This is a genomic window from Streptomyces sp. NPDC058662, assembly GCF_042716255.1.
Taxonomy (GTDB): Bacteria; Actinomycetota; Actinomycetes; order Streptomycetales; family Streptomycetaceae; genus Streptomyces.
In genome coordinates this window covers 41,069-63,159 of the sequence record NZ_JBHXRU010000010.1, presented here as the reverse complement: position 1 = coordinate 63,159, position 22,091 = coordinate 41,069, and the positions used below count along the sequence as shown (strand labels likewise).

The following is a 22,091-nucleotide window of genomic DNA, read 5'->3' as shown; positions in this document are numbered from 1 at the left end:
GTCTCCATCCGGGTCGGGTCGCTCCCGCAGGCTCCGTCGGCGCGGTCGCGGCGACGGCGAAGTGCGTGGCTCCCACGTTAGGCGCGGCGCGGGGGCCGGCGCTTCTCGAATCCTGACCGGCCTTCGGATCCGTACGCGGTCGGGGGCGCGGCGGGAACGGGTCCGGGCCGGCCCGCACACGCGGGCCGGCCCGGAGGTCCCGGTCGGACGGGGGTCGAAACGGTCAGACGAGGTCGAACCGGTCCAGGTTCATGACCTTGTCCCACGCGGTGACGAAGTCCTTGACGAACTTCTCCTTCGCGTCGTCGCTCGCGTAGACCTCGGCGAGCGCGCGCAGCTCCGAGTTCGAACCGAAGACGAGGTCGGCACGGGTGCCGGTCCACTTGACCTCGCCGGTGGCGGTGTCGCGGGCCTCGAAGGTGTTCTGGTCCCCGGACGCGGCCGTCCACGTCGTACCCAGGTCGAGCAGGTTGACGAAGAAGTCGTTGGTCAGGGAGCCGGGCGTCGTGGTCAGCACGCCGAGGGACGACTGCTGGTGGTTCGCGCCGAGGACGCGGAGCCCGCCGACGAGGACGGTCAGCTCGGGCGCGCTCAGGTTCAGCAGGTTCGCCCGGTCGACGAGCAGGTACTCCGCCGGGAGGCGGTTGCCCTTGCCGAGGTAGTTGCGGAATCCGTCGGCGGTCGGCTCCAGAGCGGCGAACGACTCCACGTCGGTCTGCTCCTGCGAGGCGTCCACGCGGCCCGGAGTGAAGGGAACCGTCACCTCGAAGCCGGCGTCCTTCGCGGCCTGCTCGACGCCGGCGGCGCCGGCCAGCACGATCAGGTCGGCGATCGATATCCGCTTGCCGCCGCTCTGCGCGGAGTTGAAGGACTCCTGGATCCCCGTCAGGGTGCGCAGTACCGTCGCCAGCTGGTCCGGGTCGTTGACCTCCCAGCCGCTCTGCGGCTGGAGGCGGACCCGCCCGCCGTTGGCGCCGCCGCGCTTGTCGCTGCCGCGGAAGGAGGCGGCCGAGGCCCACGCCGCGGACACCAGCTGGGACACCGACAGGTCGGAGGCGAGGACCGAGCGCTTGAGGGCGGCGATGTCGTCGGCATCGACGAGCTCGTGCGTCACCTCGGGGAGCGGGTCCTGCCACAGCAGGGTCTCGGAGGGGACCTCCTGGCCCAGGTAGCGCACGACCGGGCCCATGTCGCGGTGCGTCAGCTTGAACCACGCGCGGGCGAAGGCGTCGGCGAACGCGGCCGGGTCCTGGTGGAAGCGGCGGGAGATCTGCTCGTAGGCCGGGTCGACGCGGAGTGAGAGGTCCGTGGTCAGCATCGTCGGGGCGTGGGTCCTGGACGCGTCGTGGGCGTCGGGCACGGTGCCCGCACCGGCGCCGTCCTTCGGCCGCCACTGGTGCGCGCCGGCGGGGCTCTTGAACAGCTCCCACTCGTAGCCGAAGAGGATGTCGAAGAAGCTGTTGTCCCAGGTGGTCGGGGTGTTCGTCCAGATGCCCTCCAGACCGCTGGTGATCGTGTCGCCACCCTTGCCGGTTCCGAAGGAGTTGCTCCAGCCGAAGCCCTGGGCCTCGATCGGGGCGGCCTCGGGGTCGTCGCCGACGTGGTCCGCCGAGGCGGCTCCGTGGGTCTTGCCGAAGGTGTGGCCGCCCGCGATCAGGGCGACGGTCTCCTCGTCGTTCATCGCCATCCGGCGGAACGTCTCGCGGATGTCGCGCGCCGCGGCGAGAGGGTCCGGAGTGCCGTTGGGGCCCTCGGGGTTGACGTAGATCAGGCCCATCTGGACGGCACCGAGCGGGCCTTCCAGCTCCCGGTCACCGGTGTAGCGCTCGTCGGCGAGCCAGGTGGTCTCGGGACCCCAGTACACGTCCTCGTCGGGCTCCCAGACATCGGCGCGTCCGCCGCCGAAACCGAAGGTGTCCAGACCCATCGACTCCAGGGCGACGTTGCCGGCGAGGATCATGAGGTCGGCCCAGGACAGGCTCTGGCCGTACTTCTTCTTCACCGGCCACAGCAGGCGGCGGGCCTTGTCCAGGTTCCCGTTGTCCGGCCAGCTGTTGAGCGGCGCGAAGCGCTGCATCCCGGCCCCGGCGCCGCCCCGGCCGTCGCTGATCCGGTACGTGCCCGCGCTGTGCCAGGCCATCCGCACCATGAACGGGCCGTAGTGGCCGAAGTCGGCGGGCCACCAGTCCTGCGAGGTCGTCAGTACCGCGGCGATGTCCTGCTTCACCGCGGGCAGGTCGAGGGTCTCGAACGCGGCGGCGTAGTCGAACTCCTCGCCGAGGGGGTTGGCCACGGCGGGGTTCTTGGCGAGGATCTTCAGGTTGAGGCGTTCCGGCCACCACTGGCGGTTCCCGCCGCCCTGCGTGGGGTGCGCGGCCCGGCCGTGGGCGACAGGACAGCCGCCCCCGCCCTCGGGCTTGGCGTCGGTGACGATTGCGTCGTGGTTCTCAGACATGGGAATCCTTCCGGACCAGGCGGATCACGGTGCTCGGGAACTGCGTGCGGATGGAACGGTGGAGCAGTTGGGGCCCGGGACCCGTCCTGCCGCTCCGGCGTCTTCCTGTCCCTTGGCTATCTACGAAACCGATCCTACGATGGACAGAGTCCAAGTCAAGAAGAACACCAAGCCCATATGTGATCGGTTCTCGGACAGCGCCGTGAACACCGGGCATCCCGCCGAGCCCGAATAAGGTGAGTCGATATGAGTGACCTGCTGGAGCGGCTGCGAGGACGTGGCTGGCGGATGACGTCCCAGAGGCGTGTCGTGGCGGAGGTCCTCGACGGCGACCACGTCCACCTCACGGCCGACGAGGTGCACGCCCGCGCGGCGGAGCGGCTGCCGGAGATCTCACGGGCGACCGTCTACAACGCCCTGGGCGAGCTGGTCTCCCTGGGCGAGGTCGCGGAAGTCTGCACCGACGGCCGTGCGAAGCGCTACGACCCGAACGCGCACCACCCGCACCAGCACCTCGTGTGCCGCCGCTGCGGCCTCATCCGCGACGTCCACCCGCGCGGGGACCCGATGGCAGGCCTGCCCGACGAGGAGCGGTTCGGCTTCGCCGTGTCCGAGGTCGAGGTCACCTACCGGGGCCTCTGCCCGACCTGCGCCGACTGATCCGCGTCCCCCTCCCCGAGCGCCCCCACGCCCGCGACTCCGCCCCTTCGGTACGTCCGCCGAGGGGGCGCGGGTGCTGTCCGCGCCCGCTCCGGGCCGGATCCGGCGTGCGCGGCTCCGCCGGAACGGCTCGTTCGGTCACGGAGTGGTCGAGACCACTTGTCCCCGTCCGCAAGTCGTTCTAGCCTCCTCCCAGTTGTGTAGTACGAAACGGGCGTTGCGCAGCGCGCAACGCTGTCGCGCTCGTCTTCCGTCTGGGGATCGCCCGTGAAGCTCCGCTCCCGCACCGCCGTGTCCGTCGCCGCGTTCGTCCTGGCGGGACTCACCGCCACCGCCTGCGCCCCGCAGACCTCCGTCAGCACCGCCACCAAGGACGAGAAGACCGGCACCCTGCGCGTCTGGCTGTTCCAGGAGGTCGCCAACGACCCCAAGAAGAAGGTCGTGGACGGGGCGGTCGCCGCGTTCACCGCGCGGAACGCGGATGTGAAGGTCGAGGTCGAGTACATCCCCGTCGAGAGCCGCGCCCAGCGCGTCAAGGCCGCCTTCAACGACCCGAAGAGCGCCCCGGACCTGATCGAGTACGGCAACACCGACACCGCCGGATACGTCAAGGACGGCGGACTCGCCGACATCAGCGCGGAGTTCGGCGCCTGGCCGGACGCCAAGGACACCGATCCGACCGCCGTCCAGTCGGTCACGGTCGGCGGCAAGGTCTACGGCGCCCCGTTCTTCGTCGGCGTACGGGCCCTCTACTACCGCACCGACGTCTTCACGGAGCTGGGCCTGCAGCCGCCGAGGACCCAGGACGAACTGGTCGCCACCGCCAAGAGGATCCGCCAGGCCAGGCCCGAGCTGTACGGCATCGCCGTGGGCGGCGCCTACACCTACGGCGCGATGCCGTTCATCTGGGCCAACGGCGGTGAACTCGCCGAGGAGAGCGGCGGCGCGCACAGGTCCGCGATCGCGGGCGCCGCCGCGCGCAAGGGCATCGAGACGTACACCTCGCTCTTCGGGGACGACAACTGCCCGGCCGCCAAGTGCGCGGCCATGGGCGGCAACGCCACCGTCACCGCCTTCGCCTCCGGCAACGCGGGCATGGCCATCGGCGGCGACTTCAGCCACCAGGCCGTCGAGGCCGGCGCGGTGAAGGGCAAGTACGCCGTGGTCCCGCTGCCGGGCGTCAAGGAGGGGGAGATCGCTCCCGCCTTCGCGGGTGGCAACAACATAGGTGTCCTGAAGAGCAGTTCGCGGCGCACCCTCGCGGTCGACCTGATGAAGCAGCTCGCCGGCAAGGACACCCAGCGGGGGCTCTTCGACGCGATGGGCTTCCTGCCCACCTACACCGACGTCCGGGCCGAGGCCGCGCGGAAGGACCCGTTCGTCGAACCGTTCGTCAAGACCCTCACCGCGGGCGCCAAGTTCGTGCCGGCATCCCCGGCCTGGGGCCAGATCGACGCCTCGACGGTCCTGCCGACCATGTTCCAGGAGATCGTCAGCGGCAAGAAGGACGTGGCCACCGCCTCCGGTGACGCGGCGAAGAAGATGGACGCCGCCTTCACCAGCGCGGGCTGAAGCACAGGCGAACGAGCGACGGACTCACGACCGACGGACTCACGGACCACGGACCCACGGACCACGGAGCACGCACCCATGGACATCACGCCATGACGCCCCGAGCGGCGACCGCCGAGCCGGCGACGACCGTCCCGGTGCGGAAGACCGTCCCACGCCCGGCGGCACGGCCCCGGCGGGCCCCCCGGGGCCGGCACGGCAGCGGCCGGACGCCCTGGCTCTACCTCGCCCCCGCACTCCTCGTCCTCGCCGCGCTGCTGGTCTACCCGATCTACCAGCTCGGCCTGATCTCCTTCCTCGAATACACCCAGGCCCAGGTCAGCGGCGGTGAGCCCACCACATTCAAGGGGCTCGGCAACTACCGGACGCTCTTCTCCGACAGCCAGTTCTGGCAGGTCCTCCTCGCGACCGTCGTCTTCGCCGCCGTCTGCGTGGTCTCCACACTCGCCGTCGGATGCGCGCTCGCCCTGCTGCTCACCCGGGTCCGGGCCCTCCCCGGGCTGGCCCTGATGCTGGCCGCGCTCGGCGCCTGGGCGACCCCCGCCGTCACCGGCTCGACCGTCTGGGTGTTCCTCTTCGACCCCGACCACGGCCCCGTCAACCGCCTGCTGGGCCTCGGCGACTTCTCCTGGACCTACGGGCGCTACAGCGCCTTCACGCTCGTCCTCCTCGAAGTCGTCTGGTGCTCGTTCCCCTTCGTCATGGTGACCGTGTACGCGGGGATCAAGGCGATCCCGGCCGAGGTGCTGGAAGCCGCCTCGTTGGACGGGGCTTCCCCGTGGCGGACCTGGCGCTCCGTGATCGCGCCCATGCTGCGGCCCATCCTGATCGTCGTCACCATCCAGTCGATCATCTGGGACTTCAAACTCTTCACCCAGATCTACGTGATGACCGCCGGCGGCGGTATCGCCGGGCAGAACCTCGTCCTGAACGTGTACGCGTACCAGAAGGCGTTCGCCTCCTCGCAGTACAGCCTGGGCTCGGCCATCGGCGTCGTCATGCTGCTGATCCTGCTGGCCGTCACCCTCGTCTATCTGCGCCTCATGCGACGCCAGGGAGAAGAACTGTGAGCCGCACCGGCCCGCCGCCCGTCCCCGCGGCCACCGGCCGCTTCCGTGTCCGGCGCCCCTGGCGGCTGGCGGCGGAGGCGTCCGCGCTCGCCGTCGCGGTCGTCGTGGCCTTCCCGCTGTACTGGATGGTGCTCTCCGCCTTCAAGCCGGCCGGCGAGATCCAGTCCGCGCACCCCAGGCCGTGGACGCTCGCGCCCTCCCTCGACGCGTTCCACCGGGTGTTCGCCCAGCAGGAGTTCGGGCGCTACTTCCTCAACAGCCTGCTCGTCACGGGAGTGGTGGTCCTCGCCTCCGCGCTGATCGCCTTCCTCGCGGCGACGGCCGTCACCCGCTTCCGGTTCAGGTTCCGTACGACCCTGCTCATCATGTTCCTCGTCGCGCAGATGGTGCCGATCGAGGCCCTCGCGATCCCGCTGTTCTTCCTCATGCGGGACACCGGCCAACTCAACACGCTGTGGTCGCTGATCCTGCCGCACATCGCCTTCTCGCTCCCGTTCGCGATCTGGATGCTGCGCGGTTTCGTGAAGGCCGTCCCGGAGGCGCTGGAGGAGGCCGCGTACCTCGACGGCGCGAGCCGGACGCGCTTCCTGTGGCAGATCCTCTTCCCCCTGGTCTTCCCGGGCCTCGTGGCGACGAGCGTCTTCTCCTTCATCTCCACCTGGAACGACTTCCTCTTCGCCAAGTCGTTCATCATCAGCGACACCTCGCAGTCGACCCTCCCGATGGCGCTGCTCGTGTTCCTCAAGCCGGACGACCCGGACTGGGGCGGGGTCATGGCGGGCTCCACGGTGATGACGCTGCCGGTACTGGTCTTCTTCGTACTCGTGCAGCGCCGCCTGGTCTCCGGCCTCGGCGGCGCGGTGAAGGACTGACGCGGCCCGGACGGAACTGGTGACCGTGCAGCCGGCGGCGCGGTCGGCGCGCCTACGCCCCGAGCGACCTGTCGAGGTCGCCCGCCCGGCCGCCGCCGCGGCCCCGGCCCGGTGCGGTCGGCCGACGGCTGTGGAGCGGATGGGCGGCCGCACACAACCCGGCCGGGCTCCGGCACGTCCCGCCCACCGCCGACCGACAGGCAGGGCCCGCTCGCTCCGCCTCCGGCAAGCGTCCGGAAGACGAGAGGCATGCCCGTGCAGCCGCCCTGTTCCGTGCCGGCGAGCGTGCCAGTGCGGATGGTCGAGACGGCGACGGACACAGCGTGGGCCCCGGAAGACGACAGCCCGGAGCCCACGCTCGGCCACCCCGAGCCTCGGGATGCCGAGGGAATACGCCGCCACGTTGCACGCCCCCGTGCCCCCGGCCGGGGCGGCACGCCGTAAGGCGGCCGGCGCCCTCCTCCACAGAAGCAGTCACTCTCCGGGGAAGGGCGGGCCTGCCGCGGCCGGCCGCTCGTCGAGGGCCACCTGGGTGAGCCCGCCCGCGCCAAGGTGACGCCGTGCAGAAAGACTCGTTGATCATTTCTGCACGGCGAACGCGTTCGGCCGGGCCCGGTCCTGGCATCCCATGGCTGGTAGATGGTCCCGAGCCGGAGGTGGACCGCCCGTGGCGGTGAACGGAAACCCCACCGTCAGAAGACGCCGACTGGGCGCGGAGCTGCGCCGGCTCCGCCTGGCCAGCGGCCTGACAAGCACGCAGGTGGCAGAGCGACTGCTGATCTCCCAACCCAAGATCAGTCACCTGGAGAACGGCCGCCGCATCATCAAGCCCCGCGACGTGCGTGACCTGTGCAGCCTCTACGGAGTCACCGACCAGAAGGTCATCGACTCGTTGATGCGGGCGGCCAGTGAATCGGACCGGCAGGGCTGGTGGGTCGCCTTCGGCGAAGTCCCCTACGCCGTCTACATCGGACTGGAGACGGCAGCCGCCTCCATCCGCACCTACGAGCCGCTGGTGATCCCCGGCCTGCTGCAAACACCCGCCTACGCGGCCGCCGTCATCGCAAAAACGATCCCTCAGGCCACGCCTGAACAGATCGCCACGCGCCTTGAGGTACGGCTGCGCCGCCAGCACCGGATCCACCACCCCGCCCGCCCCTTGCGCTTATGGGTGGTGCTCGACGAATCGGCACTGCGCCGCGTGGTCGGCAGCCCCGCCATCATGCGCGAACAGTTTGAACACCTGAACTACCTCGGTACCCAGCCGTACATCACCGTGCAGGTCCTCCCGCACGGCGTGGGAGCGCATCCGGGCATCTCGGGGCAGTTCTCCATCCTGCATTTCGCGGATGCTCCCGGGACGGGGACGGTGTATCTGGAACGGTTCACCAGCGACCTCTACCTGGAGAAACGATCCGACATCGAGCGCTACAGCGTGATGTACGAACACCTGCAGGCCCAGGCCCTGAACCCGGACAGCACCCGCCACTTCATCACCCGCGCCACCGAGACCCACACCGGGTAGCGTGCGCGCACGCCCTGGGCGCGGCGTACCGCTTGACCAGCCCCCTGGCCAACCAGGAGTCAAACGTATGGCCGCCTGGGGCGTGTGTCGGAAGCGCTCTAGCCGCGACGGAGCGAGGGGTTTGAGTGCTGGCGAGGTTGGTTTCGTGTGCGAGGCGGACCAATGGGTTGTGAGCGAGGTCAGCAACCAGTCCACCGGATATCGCCCCGACATTGGCTCCTGGTCGGCAGTCGCTCGTGCTCTGGACGGCGTAGGGCTCGAACGGCCCTCCGGCTTCACCCACGAGGTGGTGGTGGTGGTGTTCCGCCGGTGTCCTGGCTGCCAGGGGCACAACATCGTGCCCATGATCTCCGGGCTCTTCATGGACACCGCCTGGTGGTTCCTTCTGCAGGTCACCCTGCCTTGGGCTCCGGCCGCATGCTGGTGGGCACGGCAGACCGTGGAGTCGACATTCAGGTCTCAGACGATCGCACCCTTCGAGCCGGCCAGGGACTGGAGGCGGGTGAGAATCCGGTGCCAGGTGCCGTTCCACTGCCATCGGCGGAACAGGTCATGGACCCGGTTCCACGGTCCGTACTCGACGGGCACGTCCCGCCACGGAACACGGGTCCGCCCGGGACCGTCTGCCGTCGATCAGCTGCCCCCGAGGCCAGATGGGCGGCCGCCCCGCCGTCGCCCCCCTCGGCAACAACGGTTCCAGCAGCGCCCACTGCTCGTCCGTGAGATCTCCCCGACCCATGAACCGTGATCATTCACAGCCCAGGATCCACTTTCGGTACACGGCCTGGGCCGCGCGGAGGATGGCCGGCGAGCCGAAGCTCCCTTTGGCCCTGGCCTCCTGCGCGCGATCCCATCGCATCGACGTGGTCACCCATACGCAACCCTTGACGGACCTCGGTCTGCCGAGCTCCGGAGGAGGTCATGACGACGACGCCCCTGTGGCGGCATCGATGAGTGGCCCCTGCGCCGACTGCCGGTGCAGTAGCAGGCTCTCGCCCGCCACAGGGGGGTGTTGGCAGCTGTTGAGCGTGTGGCCAGCGACCCCTAGTGCGCCGGCCCATGGGTGACGACCTCCTGCGACGCCCACCAGGCCGTTGCCTCACGCCACCCAGCAAACCGTCAACCGCGCACCGTCCGCGGCACGGGCGCCGGTCGAACGCGGCGTGGCACGGCTCAAATCGTGGCGGATCTTCCGTCACGCCCGCTGCAGCTCGAACCGCATGACGTCAACTGCCGCAGCGGTCCTCGCCCTTGAGCGGCACAAGTGAAGAGGCTCATTGTCTCGGTCAGCCCGAGCGCGGAAGCCCCCGACCATTGCCAGAGCCAAGCGAAGTGACGACGGACGCCGCCACGCCCGTGCCCGCGGGTTCGCGAGATCACCTGCCTGGCGGTACATCTCCGTGTGCGGCGGGGTTGATTTATGGGGCAGGTGTGCGGTGCTTCCTCGTGTGAGTTAACCGAGCTCTGTCCATTCGGGGGGCATGTCGGATGATCGACAATGTGAGTTTGCATATTTTCTCGCGTTTTGCCTCGTTGAATGTGTTTGTATTAATCCCCCCTCCGCACCTTGCTCATTGTTGGTGCGTGAAATTCCCTGCGTAATATGCAGCGACAGACCAGGGCTCCCCGGGCAAACGGTAGGGCCCGGTACGCCACGGCCCCCAACAGGAAATGGCCTCTTGATGAAGCTGAAAATCCAAGCGGCTCAGCGCCGCACTCTGTCCGGCTGGCTGGCCTCGACCGTCGCCGTAACGGTTGCCGCTGTGCTGGTCGCCGGATTGCCGACGCAGGCTCTGGCCATCGCGACACCCGTGCCTCTGGCCACAGCTGCCAGCTTCTCCGTTCTGGCAGGTCAAGGCGTTACCAATACCGGACCCTCCGTGATCAGTCACGACCTCGGGACGCATCCGAACCCGGCCATCTCTGGATTCCCGCCCGGCTTGGTGCTCGGCGCCGTGCACGCGGCGGACGCTGTGGCACTTCAGGCCAAGTCCGACCTGGTCCAGGCGTACAACAACGCTGCGAGCCAGGCCACGGACTTCGCGCTTCCGGCGGGAATCGGCGCCGGCCAGACGCTGCTTCCGGGCGTCCACACCGCTGTCGCCGGTGTCGGACTCACGGGCGACCTGATCCTGGACGCCGGGGGAAACCCCAACGCCGTCTGGGTGTTCCAGATCCCCGAAGCCCTGACGACGGCATCCAACAGCCGGGTGCTCCTCACGAACGGCGCCTCGGCGTGCAACGTGTACTGGCAGATCGGGAGCTCGGCCACCCTCGGCACCACCTCCACCTTCGTGGGCACCATCATGGCTCTGACGTCGATCAGCGTTACCACGGGGACGAACATCGAGGGCCGGGCGTTGGCCCGTAACGGTGCCGTGACGCTCGACACCAACAGGATCTTCCTCGGCGGTTGCGCTACCGGCGGAACAACGACTGGCACGACTACCGGTACGACCACTGGTACGACCACTGGTACGACCACTGGCACGACCACTGGCACGACCACTGGCACGACCGCCGGAACGCCGACTGCCGGAACGACGACCGGCACGACCGTAGGTCTGATCGGTGGCGGCCTCCTGGGCGGACCGATCGTCGACCTCGTGAGCGGCGGCACCTCGGGGAACATCTCGGGCAACACCTCCGGAAACACCGCGGGCAACACGGCCGGGAACACCACCGGCGGTAACACGGTCGGCGGGACCATCACCGGGGGGAACGCCACCGTCGGGAACGGCGGTCAGCCCGACGGGCCGGGCCATGGCGTCGGCCCGGACCATGGCGGCATGCCGGGGGGTGACCACCACGGCGGGCCGGACCACGGCAGCCTGGGCCATGGGCACGAGGAGGGACCCGGTAAGCCGGGCCACGGCCACGGCGGGAAGCCTGGCGAGCACTACGGATACGGCGACAAGCCCGGGCGGCCCGAGGGTCACGAAGGCCATGGGGGCCACGAAGGCCACGAGAGCTAGGCGGCAGGCTGCACGAAGCCCGTTCATCGGATGACGGCGCGCGGCGGAACCCTCATCGAGTCCGCTGCGCGCCGTCGGTGAGAGTCGCAGGGACCTCAGGCGAATAGCAGACATGAGAAAGACCGGGTGGGCGGTGTCGAACGGAATTGAATCAGCGGGCGTGAAGGAACTTCATCAATCCGATTCCGGTCCGGTCCCCCAGCAGCGTCATGACGCAGAGGCCAGGCCGGGTAGGCGGCCCAAGAGTGTTCGTGCGCTGAAAGCAGGGCTGCACACTGCCGTAGTCCTCTGTCTGGTGACGACTCTGGTGCATGTCGTCATGGTGTTCCTTCATGTGGCCCCTTCCAACCCTGTCTCGAAGCGGTACGGCCCGCAGGTCAACGGATGGGTGTACCCGCTCTTCGAACAGAATTGGCGGCTCTTCGCCCCGGACCCCGATTCCTTCAACCGGCAAATCCTGGCGAGAACCGCGCACACCGACTCCAACGGATCGGTGCGGGTGAGCCCCTGGTTCGACCTGGCCGCCGTGGATAATTCCGCAGTCGAGCACAATGTCTTTCCGAGCCATACCGCCCAGAACCTTCTGCGCCGAGCCTGGTCCTCTTATGTCGATACACACGGAGGAAGCGACACGGCACGCTCGGAACGGGCCGTGATGTTGCAGAAGTATCTGCGCAACATCGCCGCGGACCGCGTCGCTGCCCACAACGACGGCGGCACTTTCGACTTCATTCAGCTTCGGGTCGTCACACTGCCCGTCGCTGCGCCCGGCACAGCCGGCGGGAACCACCCGCCGACGCCCACCGAGAACCGGACCATGCCCTGGTGGAAGGTGACCCCCCATGGGAAGTGAGCAGATCCCGCAGCCGCCCTCCACCGCAGCCACGCCGCACCGACCTGCGGCCCAAGAGACTTCGATCGCCGGCACAACCCATCGGTGGCTCCTCGACCGGATCGGTGCTCTGGGGGTGCTTCTCACAGACCGGCCAATGTCCCTGTACGCCGCGTCGGTTCTGCGCATCGGCTACGGGCTGCTCTACCTGATCTTCCTGCTGCGCGAGTTCCCGCACCGTGACGAGATCTGGGGCCCCAACTCCCCATGGACACCCGAGCTGGCACAACAGCTCTTCGACCAGACGGGCTGGAACAGCATCCTGATCCTGTCTGACAGCCGTGCCTACTTCGAACTCTGCTACGCGATGGCCCTCGTCACGTCCGCGCTGTTCATGCTGGGCTGGCGGACCCGCGCCATGTCCATCCTCTTCGCCGTCGTGGTGACCTCGTTCCATGCCAGATCGATCTTCATGACGGATGGGGGCGACAACCTGATCCTGCTGATGGCCCTCTACCTCGTCCTCACCGCGTGCGGTCGGCGCTGGTCCCTGGACGCACGCAGAAACCGGCTCAAGACGGCTCGTGCGGGCAACGCGCCGGAGCCGGTGCGGAGCTTCTACGCACGACAATTGCGCGATGCCCGCGTCACCTTGACCACGGTGTTGCACAACTGCGGCATTTTCGTCATCGCGGCACAGGTCTGCTTCCTCTACGGATCAGCCGGGCTGTACAAGATCCAGGGCCCTACATGGGGCGGCGGCACCGCTCTCCACTACGCGCTGAACCTCGAACTCTTCCAGCCCTGGCCCGCGCTCTCCCACTTCGTGGACGGGTACCCGATGGTGATCGCGATCACCAGCTACGTGACGGTGCTCGTGCAGGTCGCCTTCCCGTTCGTGCTCTTCGGCAGGCTCAAGTATCCCGTTCTCGCCGTGCTGCTGGGCATGCACATCGGTATCGCAGTGCTCATGGGACTGCCCCTCTTCTCCGGCGCGATGATCATTGCGGACGCCGTGTTCCTTCCCGACCGCTTCTACGCCTTCCTGCCTCACCTGTGGCGACGCGCGGCACAGCGCACAGGGATGTGGCGGCCGGTACCCGGCCGAGCGGCGGGATTCGGATCCGTACCTGCGCAGGGTAGGCCCGGCGTACCCAGCTCCAAGCATCGAGCCGCGCCTGCGCAGAAAGACACCACGCTGGCTACCGGGCACGCGTCCGACCAGAGCTGAGCAGCCGCGTGGACCGCAGCGCGGTACCGCGACACCAGCAACCGCCCGTGTCCGGTGGCGTCCCCATGGCGGCAGAGCGGCGGGCGGTGGGGACGAGCACCGGGTCGGCGTCGAAACCGCTGCGGTGCAGGCGGGCCTGCCCGAGCTTCGCCTCGGTCAGCGTCCAGTCGACCAGGGCCGGCAGGGTCTTGGCGGGCGCGGGTACGGGCCGCTGGTTCTTGACCGGGGCGGCGTACTGTGCCGCCTGGCCCGTTCCGCCGGCGGCGGCATTGCCGGCTCTTCCGCGAGGAGGATCCGGGAGCTGCTTGCGTCGGCAACTACATCCGACGACTGACTCAGTTCAGGCCAGTACATACGGAGCGCGGTGGCCCGTCGCCTCCGGGGCGCCCGGGTCGGGGAGCCGGCGGGGGAGGGGCGCCGACTCCCGCCCTCAGCACCGGGGCAGCCGCGCCGCCGGGCATACTGCTGCCCATGACGCCCCCGCTCGCCACGCGCATACACCTGCTGATCACCGGTGTGCTCGTCATGGGCGCGGTCTCCGGGGGAGCCGTTCTCGGACTCCTGCTGGGCGGCCGGCTGATGGCCGTGGTCACGGCGGGTGCGGCCGGACTGGGCGCGGGCGCCGGGTCGTTCCTCGCGCGCCGCCAGGTCGTCGGCCTCTTCAGCCCCGTACAGGAGGCCGCCTCTGTCGGCGGGTACGCGGAGGGACTCGCCGACGCCGTGCTCGTCGGCATCGCGACCTACCGGGCCGCGGTCTTCCCCCTGACCCCCGACGGGGTGACCGAGGAGGAGCGCACCGTCCGCCGCACCGTCGCCTACCGGATCTCCGCCTACGAAGGCCTCCCGCACCCGGTGCAGGTCTCGGCCGCCGCCGCACTGGAAGCCATCGACCAGGGCCTGGACGCCCAGCGGGCGGAAGCCGCGATGAAGGCACTCTGCATCACGGTCTATGAACACCGCGGCGGCCGCTGACCCCGCGGCCTCCGGGGGCGATCTGTCGCAGGGCGTGACGGACGGGTGACCCCGCGTGCGGGGCGGGAGTCCGCGCGTGACGATGGGGGCGTCCGTTCCCCCGTCCGGAAGGAGCCCCCGTCGTGCTGGAACGAAGGCCGCGCCAGGACCGCACCGAAGTCACGTTCGTCCTCCCCGCCGACCGGCCGCCCGGGCCGGTCAGCGTGGTCGGCGACTTCAACGACTGGCAGGCCGGGGCACACCCCCTGCGCCCGCGCGGCGACGGCAAGCGGGCGGTGACGGTCGAGTTGCCGAAGGAGGCCACGCATTCGTTCCGGTACCTCGCGGCCGGCGACTACTGGTTCAACGACGAGAGCGTCGGCGACCAGGACGGCCCGAACAGCCGGCTGCGCACCTAGGCCGTCTCTTTCGGATCTTGCCGGGCCCTGAGCCGCGAGCGGGCCCTCGGTCCGGTCGTCAGCGGCCGGGGGCCATGTCGTAGGTGACCCACATCGTGCGCGCGGCGACCTGGTCGTATTTGGCGCGCGCCCGGTGGTTGTCGTCGGCGGTGATCCAGCGGACCACGCTCCAGCCCCGGTCGGCGGCGAGCTCGCGCAGCGTACCGAGCAGCAGGTCGGCGGCGCCTGAGCCGCGGTGTTCCGGAGCCACGAACAGGTCGTCCAGGAAGCACCCCGTCGTCGCGGAGAGCGGCCGCGCGAACGGACGGTAGTGAGCCAGTCCCACGAGCCGGCCGTCGGCGTCCTGCGCGACCAGGCCGTTGACCTCGTGGCCGGGATCGGTCACCCACGACCAGGTGAGGGCCGCGGCCTCCTCCGTCTGCTCGACCTTGTAGAAGTCCGCGTAGCCGCTGTAGAGGGCGCGCCACTGCGCGAAGTCCTCGGGACGGGCGGCGCGGACCGTGATGTCGGACATGCGGGTGAACTCCCGTGCTCGGAATCGGTGCGTACGGACCGGGGCCCGCGGGGGCCCGGCCGGTCGATCATGCGGGACGCGGCGCTCGCGGGCACGCGCCGTCATGGCGTGCCGCGGGCGGCCGCAGTGCCGCGGTGGACAGGTGGACCCGCCTTCGAGCCGGGGCCCGGGGTCCGGTGGTACGGCGGTACGGCGGTCCCGGGGAGTCAGGCGGTCGGGTTCGGCCGCGGTGCGACGATGCGGCGGACCGATTCCACGACCGCCTCGCGGTGGCGGGCCAGCCGCCCGGGCGGCCAGCCGGGGGCAGGGGTCGCGGTCGGGTCGGGGTCCGGGGCCGCCGTCGGGCCCGTCGCGGCGGAGAACCAGGCCTGCGCCAAGGTCATCACCAGGGTGAGGAGGTCGGCCGGGTCCAGCGAGGGGTCGATGCGACCCGCCCGCTGGGCCTCCTCCAGCAGTGCGATCTTGCGTCGGTACGACTCGGCCTCGGCGGCGCCCGCGCCCGGCCGCTCCAGCTGCTTCCACTGCAGCAGCCGCATCAGGGCGGGCCGCTCCACCAGGTGGTCGAACACCGCGCCCGCGTAGCCGGCCAGGTCCTCCGCGTCGAAGGGGACGGACTCCGAACCGGCTTCCATCGCGCGCTGGAGCACGAGGTCGAAGAGCTGCTCTTTGTTGCCGAAGTAGACGTAGATGAGCCGCTTGTTCGCCTGCGCGGCCTCGGCGATCCGGTCGACGCGCGCGCCGGCGATGCCGGAGGCCGCGAACTCGGAGAACGCGGCGTCGAGCAGGCGTGCCTTGGTTGCGCTGGAGTCCCTCACCATGACCGGCAGCCTAGCAAGTAACTATCTGGTTATTGACATCTGCGACTCTCCGCGTGCATGGTTGACCTAACCAGTTAGTTACAAACTTTGCCGACACGAGGAGAACACCATGAAGACGCGTGCACTGGGTGGCCAGGGCCTGACCGTCAGCGCCGAGGGGCTCGGCCTGATGGGCATGAGTGCCCACTACGGCGCCACCGACGAGACCGAGTCGCTGGCCACGATCGACCGTGCCCTGGAACTCGGGGTCACGCTCATGGACACCGCGGAGGGATACGGGCCGTTCCGCAACGAGCAGCTCCTCGGCAAGGCGCTCGCGGGCCGCCGGGAAGCGGCCGTGGTCGCCACCAAGACGGGCGTCGAGTTCACCGACGACGGCGCCTTCGTGGGCCACAACGGCACCCCCGACTACATCCGCCGCTCCGCCGAGCGGTCCCTCCGCCACCTGGGGACCGACCGCATCGACCTGTACTACCTGCACCGCGTGGACCCGAACGTCCCCGTCGAGGAGAGCGTGGGGGCCATGGCGGAGCTCGTCGCCGCGGGCAAGGTGCGCCACATCGGCCTGTGCGAGGCCGCGCCCGCCACCGTCCGGCGGGCCCACGCCGTGCACCCCCTCGCGGCGGTGCAGACGGAATACAGCCTCTTCGAACGCGGTGTCGAGCAGAACGGCGTCCTCGACACCCTGAACGAGCTCGGTATCGGCCTCGTCGCGTACGCACCGCTCGGCCGCGGCTTCCTGTCCGGCGCCATCACCACTCCCGAGAGCTTCGCGCCGGACGACTTCCGCCGTACGGACCCCCGGTTCCAGGGCGAGAACTTCGACCGGAACCTGGCCGTCGTCGAGCAGGTGCGCCTCCTCGCCGCCGAGAAGGGCGTGACTCCCTCGCAGCTGGCCCTGGCCTGGACGCTGAGCCGGGGCGCGGTGCCGATTCCGGGGACCAAGCGCCGCCGGTACCTGGAGGAGAACACCGCCGCCACCGCCGTGACGCTCTCCGACGCGGACCTGGCCCGGATCGAGGCGGTGGCCCCCCTCGGGGTGGCCGCGGGCGAGCGCTACGCACCCGAGCTGATGGGGTCCCTGAACGGCTGAGGGCCAGGGCGTCCCTTTGGGGGCCGCGGGCGAGCGGGGTACGCCCGATCAGAAGCGGAACGGCACTCCTTCGAGGGAACCGGGCGCCCCGAATCAGGCCGTACCGCCCCAGGCTGCCGAAGTAGGAACGACGGCCCCGCCCGGGGCCGTGCGGCGCCCATGGCGCCGCCGCGGCAGTTACGAGGAGATGTACGCGTGATGCGAGTGTGGAAGAGTGCGGGTCTTGCCCTGGCGGTCGGTCTGGCCGTCATCGGCGGTGCGTCGGCGGCGTCCGCCGACGCCGTCGCCGAGGGCGCGGCGATCGGCTCGCCCGGCGTCCTGTCGGGCAACGTGATCCAGATTCCGATCCACGTACCGATCAACGTCTGCGGTAACAGCGTGAACGTGATCGGCCTGCTGAACCCCGCCGTCGGCAACACCTGCGTCAACACCTGAGGCCCCCGGCCCCGGTCCGCCACGTCCCGGCCTCCGGCCGGCGCGACGGCGGGCCGGGGCCCCTCACTGCCACCGCCCCGCACCCGGCCGTCGCCGCGCGGGGCGCGCGCGCGCGTCACGGACCTGCCGCGGCAGCACCGCGTGACGGCGCGCCCCCGACCCCCGCTCCCGGTCGCCCGGGAACGGGGGTCGGGGACGCGCCGCGGGGCGGGCGTGATGGTCGGTCAGCCGGCGCGACCGTAACGGACGTTGCCGCTCCAGATCCGTTCCAGGCGGACGCGGGTACCTGGCCGCGGGGCGTGCCAGATCTTGTCGTGGCCGGCGTAGATGCCCACGTGGCCCATCGTCGAGCCCGCGGGGAAGAACACCAGATCGCCCAAAGCGCGTTCCTTCCTGGAAACGTGTGACGTGTGCTCGTATTGCTCCTCCGCGGTACGCGGAAGTTTTCTTCCGGCCTTCCGGAAGGAATAGAGGGTCAGGCCTGAGCAGTCGAATCGTTTTGGTCCCGTGGCGCCCCTGGCATAGGGGGCGCCTTCTTTGGACGCGGCCACTTCCACTGCCTTGACTCCGTACGGCTTGGCCGCGTAAGCGGGGGAGGCCGCGCCCGTCAGGGCGCCGGCGGCCAGGAGGCAGAGGAGCAGGAAGGCGCGAGGGGGCCGGTGCCCGGTGGCGCGGTGAGCAAGTCGGTCAGCCCGGTGGGCGTGAGCGGCGTCGGTCCTGGAGACGGACATCTTGATACCTCCGCGTGGGAATGGGATTGCGGTCGATCGGATACCTGAAGCTCCTGCTTTCGATGACGTGGTTCCCGAGGGGGACGGCCGTCCAGTTTTCTCCGATGCCGTCCGCAATTCCCGCCCGGACATGGGTCGATATGTATCGGTTCTGCAACAAATTCGCGAACATATGGAAATTCGCCCGGTGTCGAGCCCATCTGAGCGGCCTGAGGCGTCCGGTGAGCGGAAAGGCGGCCCGGCAGGCGGGCGGGGCAATGGGGTTCGACGCCCTACGGCGCGAAAGCGCCGGTCAACTCACCGGGGAGAGGGAATCGCGGGCCCGTGCGGCGGGCGCCGGTCGCGTCGAACGCGGCAAGGTACCACCCCTTCGGGGGCGCATCCGAATGTTTATCCAATGGTGATGGTCCCCCGTCGGCGGCGCCACGACGGGCACTAGCGTCCCGTCACACCCCGGGAATGCGGGTGTGCACCGTACAGCTCGTACGGACCTTCCAACCCCTGCCACCCCTCCCGGCCCACTGAGCGAGGAGGCACTGTGCTGTCATTCGGGCGACGATCGGGCACCGGTTTGTCGGTGGCCGCGAGACACACGCTCGCAAGCGGAGCCGTCATCACCGCCCTTGCCCTCACCCTGATCGCGCTGCTGATCCCCGTGGACGGATTCGGCGACCGCGCCACCGCGGTGGGAGCCGGTGCGGCGGGTGACGACGACGGCGGCGGGATCATGAGCACCGCGTACGGGCCTCTGACTCCCGCCGACCGGGACTTCGTACGGAAGGTGAGGCTCGCCGGGCTGTGGGAACTGCCCGCAGGGCGGCAGGCCATGCAGCGCGGGACGCGGCCGTCGGTGCGCACGGCGGGCGAGCACCTGGTGGAAGGGCACACCGACCTGGACCGCCAGGTCATCCAGGTCGGGCAGTCCCTCGGCGTGGACCTGCCGAATCAGCCCTCGGAGCAGCAGCGCACCTGGCTCGGCCAGATGACCCGGGCCCAGGGGGACGAGTACGAGCGGCTGTTCGTCCAGCTGCTGCGCAGAGCGCACGGCAAGGTGTTCGCGCTGCTGGCCGGGATCCGGGCGCAGACCCGGAACTCGATGGTGCGGACCCTGGCCACATCCGCCAACGCCACCGTGCTGGACCACATCACGGTCTTGGAGGACACGGGACTGGTCGACTTCGATTCGGTCGCCGACCCGGTCGCGCCGTCCTCGCCGGCCGGGCCCGCCGCACCGGGGGGCGGTTCCCCGATCCCGGCCGCGAGCCTGTCCTGATGCCTCCGAGAGCCTCCGATTCCCCGATGTCTCGCTGTCCTCATGTCCGCTCGACGAAGTGAAGTGAAGTGATCGCATGAATCAACAGGGCCACAAACGCAACAAGTCGTCGAAAAAGCTACTGGCCGTGGTCACCGCCCTGGTACTGGGCGGCGGCGGAGTCGCCGTCGTCGCGGGCAACGCGTCCGCGGGCCAGGAGGACGACCGCAAGGGCGGACTGACCGCCACCATCGACTGCCCCGACGTCGGGGAGCGCCTCACTGAAGTCCCCGAACAAGCCAAGGCCGAGGTCGACGAGGGCCTCGCGCAGCTGGACGACCAGGTGGCCGAGGCCTACCGGCGGCTCGCCGCCGGCGAGGCGAAGGGCGGCGAGGCGAAGGGCGAGGAGGCGAACGCCGCGAACGGCGAGGAAGCGGGCGGCGGTGGCGACGGCGCCGGGCAGGGCGATGCCGTGCTCGGAGAGCTGCGGGAGCAACGGACCAAGACCCTCGCGAAGATGACCGAAGCCATCGGTCGCGCCGCCCAACCCCCGCAGGAAATCCAAAAGTTGGAGAGCTGTGCACTGAAGGAAGCGCCCGCCGCAGCGGCGGCCGACGTAGCCTCGGACGCCGGGTCCCTCTCCGTCCAGGGCGGCGGGGAGCGCGGCATCGGAGGCAAGGGCGGCCCGGCGAGGAGCGACTTCGTCTCCATCACCAAGGTCCGGCCGAACGTCCGCAACCCCAAACCCGCCGCCAACGCCTCCAAGGGCTCCTTCAGCTCGCAGTGCGGCCGCAACGAGAACGGTCACTTCAACCCCGACAACGTCATCGTCGCCCCCGGCGTCTCCAACGGCGCCCACCACATGCACGACTACGTCGGCAACGAGTCGACCGACGCCTTCTCCACCAACGACAGCCTCGCCGCCGCCGGAACCACCTGCGGCAACGGCGACCAGTCCAGCTACTACTGGCCCGTACTGCGGCTGCGCGACGGGAAGGCCGAGCGGGACGCCCAGGCGCCCGGCGGCGGCCAGGACGGCAACGTCGGCACCATCCTGCGGCCCAAGCAGGTCACCATCACCTTCAAGGGGAGCCCCGTCGGCCGGGTCACGGCGATGCCCCGCTTCCTGCGCATCATCACCGGTGACGCCAAGGCCTTCACCAACGGTACGGCCAACGCCAACGCCTCCTGGAGCTGCACCGGCTTCGAGGACCGCCAGTTGAAGGACAAGTACCCGATCTGCCCGAAGGGCAGCGACGTCGTCCGCACCTTCACCTTCCAGAGCTGCTGGGACGGTCGCAACACCGACAGCGCCAACCACCGCACCCACGTCGCCTTCCCGGACCGCAACGGCCGCTGCGCCAAGGGCTTCAAGGCCATCCCGCAGCTCGTCCAGCGGATCACCTACGGCATCGCACCGGGTGCCCGCTTCGCGGTCGACAGCTTCCCCGAGCAACTGCACAAGCCGGTGACCGACCACGACGACTTCATCAACGTGATGTCCAACAACCTGATGTCCAAGGCGGTGGGCTGCATCAACGACGGCCGTACCTGCCGCTGACCCCGCGGGACGCATCCCTCGGCTCCCGGGTCGGGCGCACCCTCCCCCCATCCGCCGCGCCCGACCCGGGCAGTGCCGTGGCAGGCCACGGCACCAGGTGTTGGCCCGGAAACGACTTCGGGCCAACACCGCACAGGTGCGTCCGGCCGGATTCCGACCGAGCGAGGAGTGCCATGACCGGCTCTCGTGATACGGACCCCCGTACAACCAGCCCCCGTACACCAGGCATTCGTACACCGGGCGCCCGTCCAACCGCCTCCGGGGCCGCCGGCGCCCGCCCCCGCGGGCCCGAACCCGGACGTGCCGCGGGCGCCGGCGGCGAAGTCCCGCCCTCCGACGGGGAACTCACCCGGCGGCTGAGGAGCGGGTACGGCGCCGGCACCGTCGACCCCGCCCTGTACGACGTGCTCTACCGGCGGCACCGACGGGCGGCCCTCGCGTACGCGCGTACCTGCAGCCGTACCCCGCAGGACGCCGAGGACCTCGTGTCGGAGGCCTTTGTCCGCACCTTCCAGGCCGTCCGCTCCGGCGCCGGGCCGCGAGGCCCCTGGCGCGCGTACCTGCTGGCCGTCGTCCGGCACACCGCGATGCAGTGGCGGGACGGCGACCGCAGGACCCTGCTGACGGCCGACTTCGCCTCCTGGTGCCGGCAGGCGCCCGCCGGCGGCGACCCGCAGAGCCAGCTGCTGGCGCACGAGGACCGCCGGCTGATCGCCCGGTCCTTCCACACCCTGCCCCCGCGCTGGCAGGCCGTGCTGTGGCACACGCTCGTCGAGGAGGGCTCCCCGCACCAGGTCGCCGCCTTGCTGGGGATCACCCCGAGTGCGGTGACCTCGCTGGCCTTCCGGGCCCGGGAGGGACTGCGCCAGGCATATCTGCGTGCCCATCTGGACCTCGTGTCCGGCGCCGCCTGCCGCCACTACACCGGCATGCTCGGATCCGCCGTCCGGCGGGGCAGTACCCGCCTCTCCCGCGACCTCACCCGCCATCTGGCCCAGTGCGCCTCCTGCGCGCGGGCGTACGCGGAGCTGCTGCACCTCAACGCCACCCTGCCCGGCCCCGCGCCCGCCGCACGGGCGGTGCCCGCCTGACCCGGCCGCGACGCCCCCCGGCACGGCCCCGGCC

The 22,091-nt window shown here is 70.2% G+C and carries 20 protein-coding genes and 1 pseudogene; 16 read left to right on the top strand and 5 right to left on the bottom strand.

Features of this window, described 5'->3' with window-relative positions:
* Positions 1–223: 223 nt before the first annotated feature.
* Positions 224–2,455, bottom strand: coding sequence for a catalase/peroxidase HPI (gene katG, locus ACFWUQ_RS06535; protein WP_384533705.1), 2,232 nt, complete (start codon positions 2,453–2,455; stop codon positions 224–226).
* 246 nt (positions 2,456–2,701) lie between these two features.
* On the opposite strand from katG, the gene ACFWUQ_RS06530 reads away from it, so the two are divergent.
* The 5 genes from ACFWUQ_RS06530 to ACFWUQ_RS06510 all read left to right on the top strand — a co-directional run bounded on the left by ACFWUQ_RS06530 (position 2,702) and on the right by ACFWUQ_RS06510 (position 8,154).
* A complete protein-coding gene (locus ACFWUQ_RS06530; RefSeq protein ID WP_384533703.1) occupies positions 2,702–3,115 on the top strand; it encodes a Fur family transcriptional regulator in 414 nt (137 codons plus the stop codon).
* A 267-nt stretch (positions 3,116–3,382) separates the two neighbouring features.
* Positions 3,383–4,687 carry an extracellular solute-binding protein gene (locus ACFWUQ_RS06525; RefSeq protein WP_384533701.1) on the top strand — a complete coding sequence of 435 codons (1,305 nt, stop codon included), beginning with the start codon at positions 3,383–3,385 and terminating at the stop codon, positions 4,685–4,687.
* Positions 4,688–4,779: 92 nt separating this feature from the next.
* Positions 4,780–5,757 (top strand): carbohydrate ABC transporter permease, encoded by a 978-nt coding sequence (locus ACFWUQ_RS06520; RefSeq protein WP_384533697.1) that lies wholly within the window; start codon positions 4,780–4,782, stop codon positions 5,755–5,757.
* A complete protein-coding gene (locus ACFWUQ_RS06515) occupies positions 5,754–6,629 on the top strand; it encodes a carbohydrate ABC transporter permease (RefSeq protein WP_384533695.1) in 876 nt (291 codons plus the stop codon). Before ACFWUQ_RS06520 ends, ACFWUQ_RS06515 begins: the two co-directional genes overlap by 4 nt.
* A 667-nt stretch (positions 6,630–7,296) precedes the next feature.
* Positions 7,297–8,154, top strand: coding sequence for a helix-turn-helix domain-containing protein (locus tag ACFWUQ_RS06510; RefSeq protein WP_384533692.1), 858 nt, complete (start codon positions 7,297–7,299; stop codon positions 8,152–8,154).
* 459 nt (positions 8,155–8,613) lie between these two features.
* Here ACFWUQ_RS06510 and ACFWUQ_RS06505 read toward each other — a convergent pair whose 3' ends face one another.
* Positions 8,614–8,742, bottom strand: coding sequence for a hypothetical protein (locus ACFWUQ_RS06505; RefSeq protein ID WP_384533690.1), 129 nt, complete (start codon positions 8,740–8,742; stop codon positions 8,614–8,616).
* Positions 8,743–9,205: 463 nt separating this feature from the next.
* On the opposite strand from ACFWUQ_RS06505, the pseudogene ACFWUQ_RS06500 reads away from it, so the two are divergent.
* From ACFWUQ_RS06500 to ACFWUQ_RS06475, 6 genes and pseudogenes are all read left to right on the top strand, one after another.
* A pseudogene (locus tag ACFWUQ_RS06500) lies at positions 9,206–9,422 on the top strand (transposase family protein); the annotation flags it as partial.
* Between the two features lie 414 nt (positions 9,423–9,836).
* Complete coding sequence (locus tag ACFWUQ_RS06495; RefSeq protein ID WP_384533688.1) at positions 9,837–11,129, top strand: ice-binding family protein; 1,293 nt, start codon at positions 9,837–9,839, stop codon at positions 11,127–11,129.
* A 112-nt stretch (positions 11,130–11,241) separates the two neighbouring features.
* Positions 11,242–11,982: a DUF5819 family protein gene (locus tag ACFWUQ_RS06490; protein WP_384533686.1), complete on the top strand. Its 741-nt coding sequence runs from the start codon at positions 11,242–11,244 to the stop codon at positions 11,980–11,982.
* On the top strand, positions 11,972–13,192 hold the full coding sequence (locus ACFWUQ_RS06485) for an HTTM domain-containing protein (protein WP_384533684.1): 1,221 nt from the start codon (positions 11,972–11,974) through the stop codon (positions 13,190–13,192). The genes ACFWUQ_RS06490 and ACFWUQ_RS06485 overlap by 11 nt, the downstream gene beginning before the upstream one ends.
* 471 nt (positions 13,193–13,663) lie before the next feature.
* On the top strand, positions 13,664–14,164 hold the full coding sequence (locus ACFWUQ_RS06480; RefSeq protein ID WP_384533682.1) for a hypothetical protein: 501 nt from the start codon (positions 13,664–13,666) through the stop codon (positions 14,162–14,164).
* A 122-nt stretch (positions 14,165–14,286) separates the two neighbouring features.
* Positions 14,287–14,562 carry an isoamylase early set domain-containing protein gene (locus tag ACFWUQ_RS06475; RefSeq protein WP_384533680.1) on the top strand — a complete coding sequence of 92 codons (276 nt, stop codon included), beginning with the start codon at positions 14,287–14,289 and terminating at the stop codon, positions 14,560–14,562.
* Positions 14,563–14,620: 58 nt separating this feature from the next.
* On the opposite strand, the gene ACFWUQ_RS06470 is transcribed toward ACFWUQ_RS06475, so the two are convergent.
* Positions 14,621–15,076, bottom strand: coding sequence for a GNAT family N-acetyltransferase (locus tag ACFWUQ_RS06470; protein WP_384533677.1), 456 nt, complete (start codon positions 15,074–15,076; stop codon positions 14,621–14,623).
* A gap of 206 nt (positions 15,077–15,282) precedes the next feature.
* Positions 15,283–15,894, bottom strand: coding sequence for a TetR family transcriptional regulator (locus ACFWUQ_RS06465; protein WP_384533675.1), 612 nt, complete (start codon positions 15,892–15,894; stop codon positions 15,283–15,285).
* Between the two features lie 109 nt (positions 15,895–16,003).
* Here ACFWUQ_RS06465 and ACFWUQ_RS06460 point away from each other — a divergent pair, with 109 nt between their 5' ends.
* Together ACFWUQ_RS06460 and ACFWUQ_RS06455 are read left to right on the top strand one after the other, a co-directional pair.
* Positions 16,004–16,987 (top strand): aldo/keto reductase, encoded by a 984-nt coding sequence (locus ACFWUQ_RS06460; RefSeq protein ID WP_384533673.1) that lies wholly within the window; start codon positions 16,004–16,006, stop codon positions 16,985–16,987.
* A 198-nt stretch (positions 16,988–17,185) separates the two neighbouring features.
* Entirely contained in the window at positions 17,186–17,422 is a 237-nt protein-coding gene (locus ACFWUQ_RS06455; RefSeq protein ID WP_384533803.1) for a chaplin, read from the top strand.
* A gap of 224 nt (positions 17,423–17,646) precedes the next feature.
* Here ACFWUQ_RS06455 and ACFWUQ_RS06450 read toward each other — a convergent pair whose 3' ends face one another.
* Positions 17,647–18,153, bottom strand: a complete 507-nt coding sequence (locus ACFWUQ_RS06450; protein WP_384533670.1) for a C40 family peptidase — start codon at positions 18,151–18,153, stop codon at positions 17,647–17,649.
* A 577-nt stretch (positions 18,154–18,730) separates the two neighbouring features.
* On the opposite strand from ACFWUQ_RS06450, the gene ACFWUQ_RS06445 reads away from it, so the two are divergent.
* The 3 genes from ACFWUQ_RS06445 to ACFWUQ_RS06435 all read left to right on the top strand — a co-directional run bounded on the left by ACFWUQ_RS06445 (position 18,731) and on the right by ACFWUQ_RS06435 (position 22,057).
* Entirely contained in the window at positions 18,731–19,426 is a 696-nt protein-coding gene (locus tag ACFWUQ_RS06445) for a DUF4142 domain-containing protein (RefSeq protein ID WP_384533667.1), read from the top strand.
* A gap of 76 nt (positions 19,427–19,502) precedes the next feature.
* A complete protein-coding gene (locus tag ACFWUQ_RS06440) occupies positions 19,503–20,966 on the top strand; it encodes a DUF1996 domain-containing protein (RefSeq protein ID WP_384533665.1) in 1,464 nt (487 codons plus the stop codon).
* 404 nt (positions 20,967–21,370) lie between these two features.
* Positions 21,371–22,057 (top strand): RNA polymerase sigma factor, encoded by a 687-nt coding sequence (locus tag ACFWUQ_RS06435; protein WP_384533663.1) that lies wholly within the window; start codon positions 21,371–21,373, stop codon positions 22,055–22,057.
* Positions 22,058–22,091: the final 34 nt, after the last annotated feature.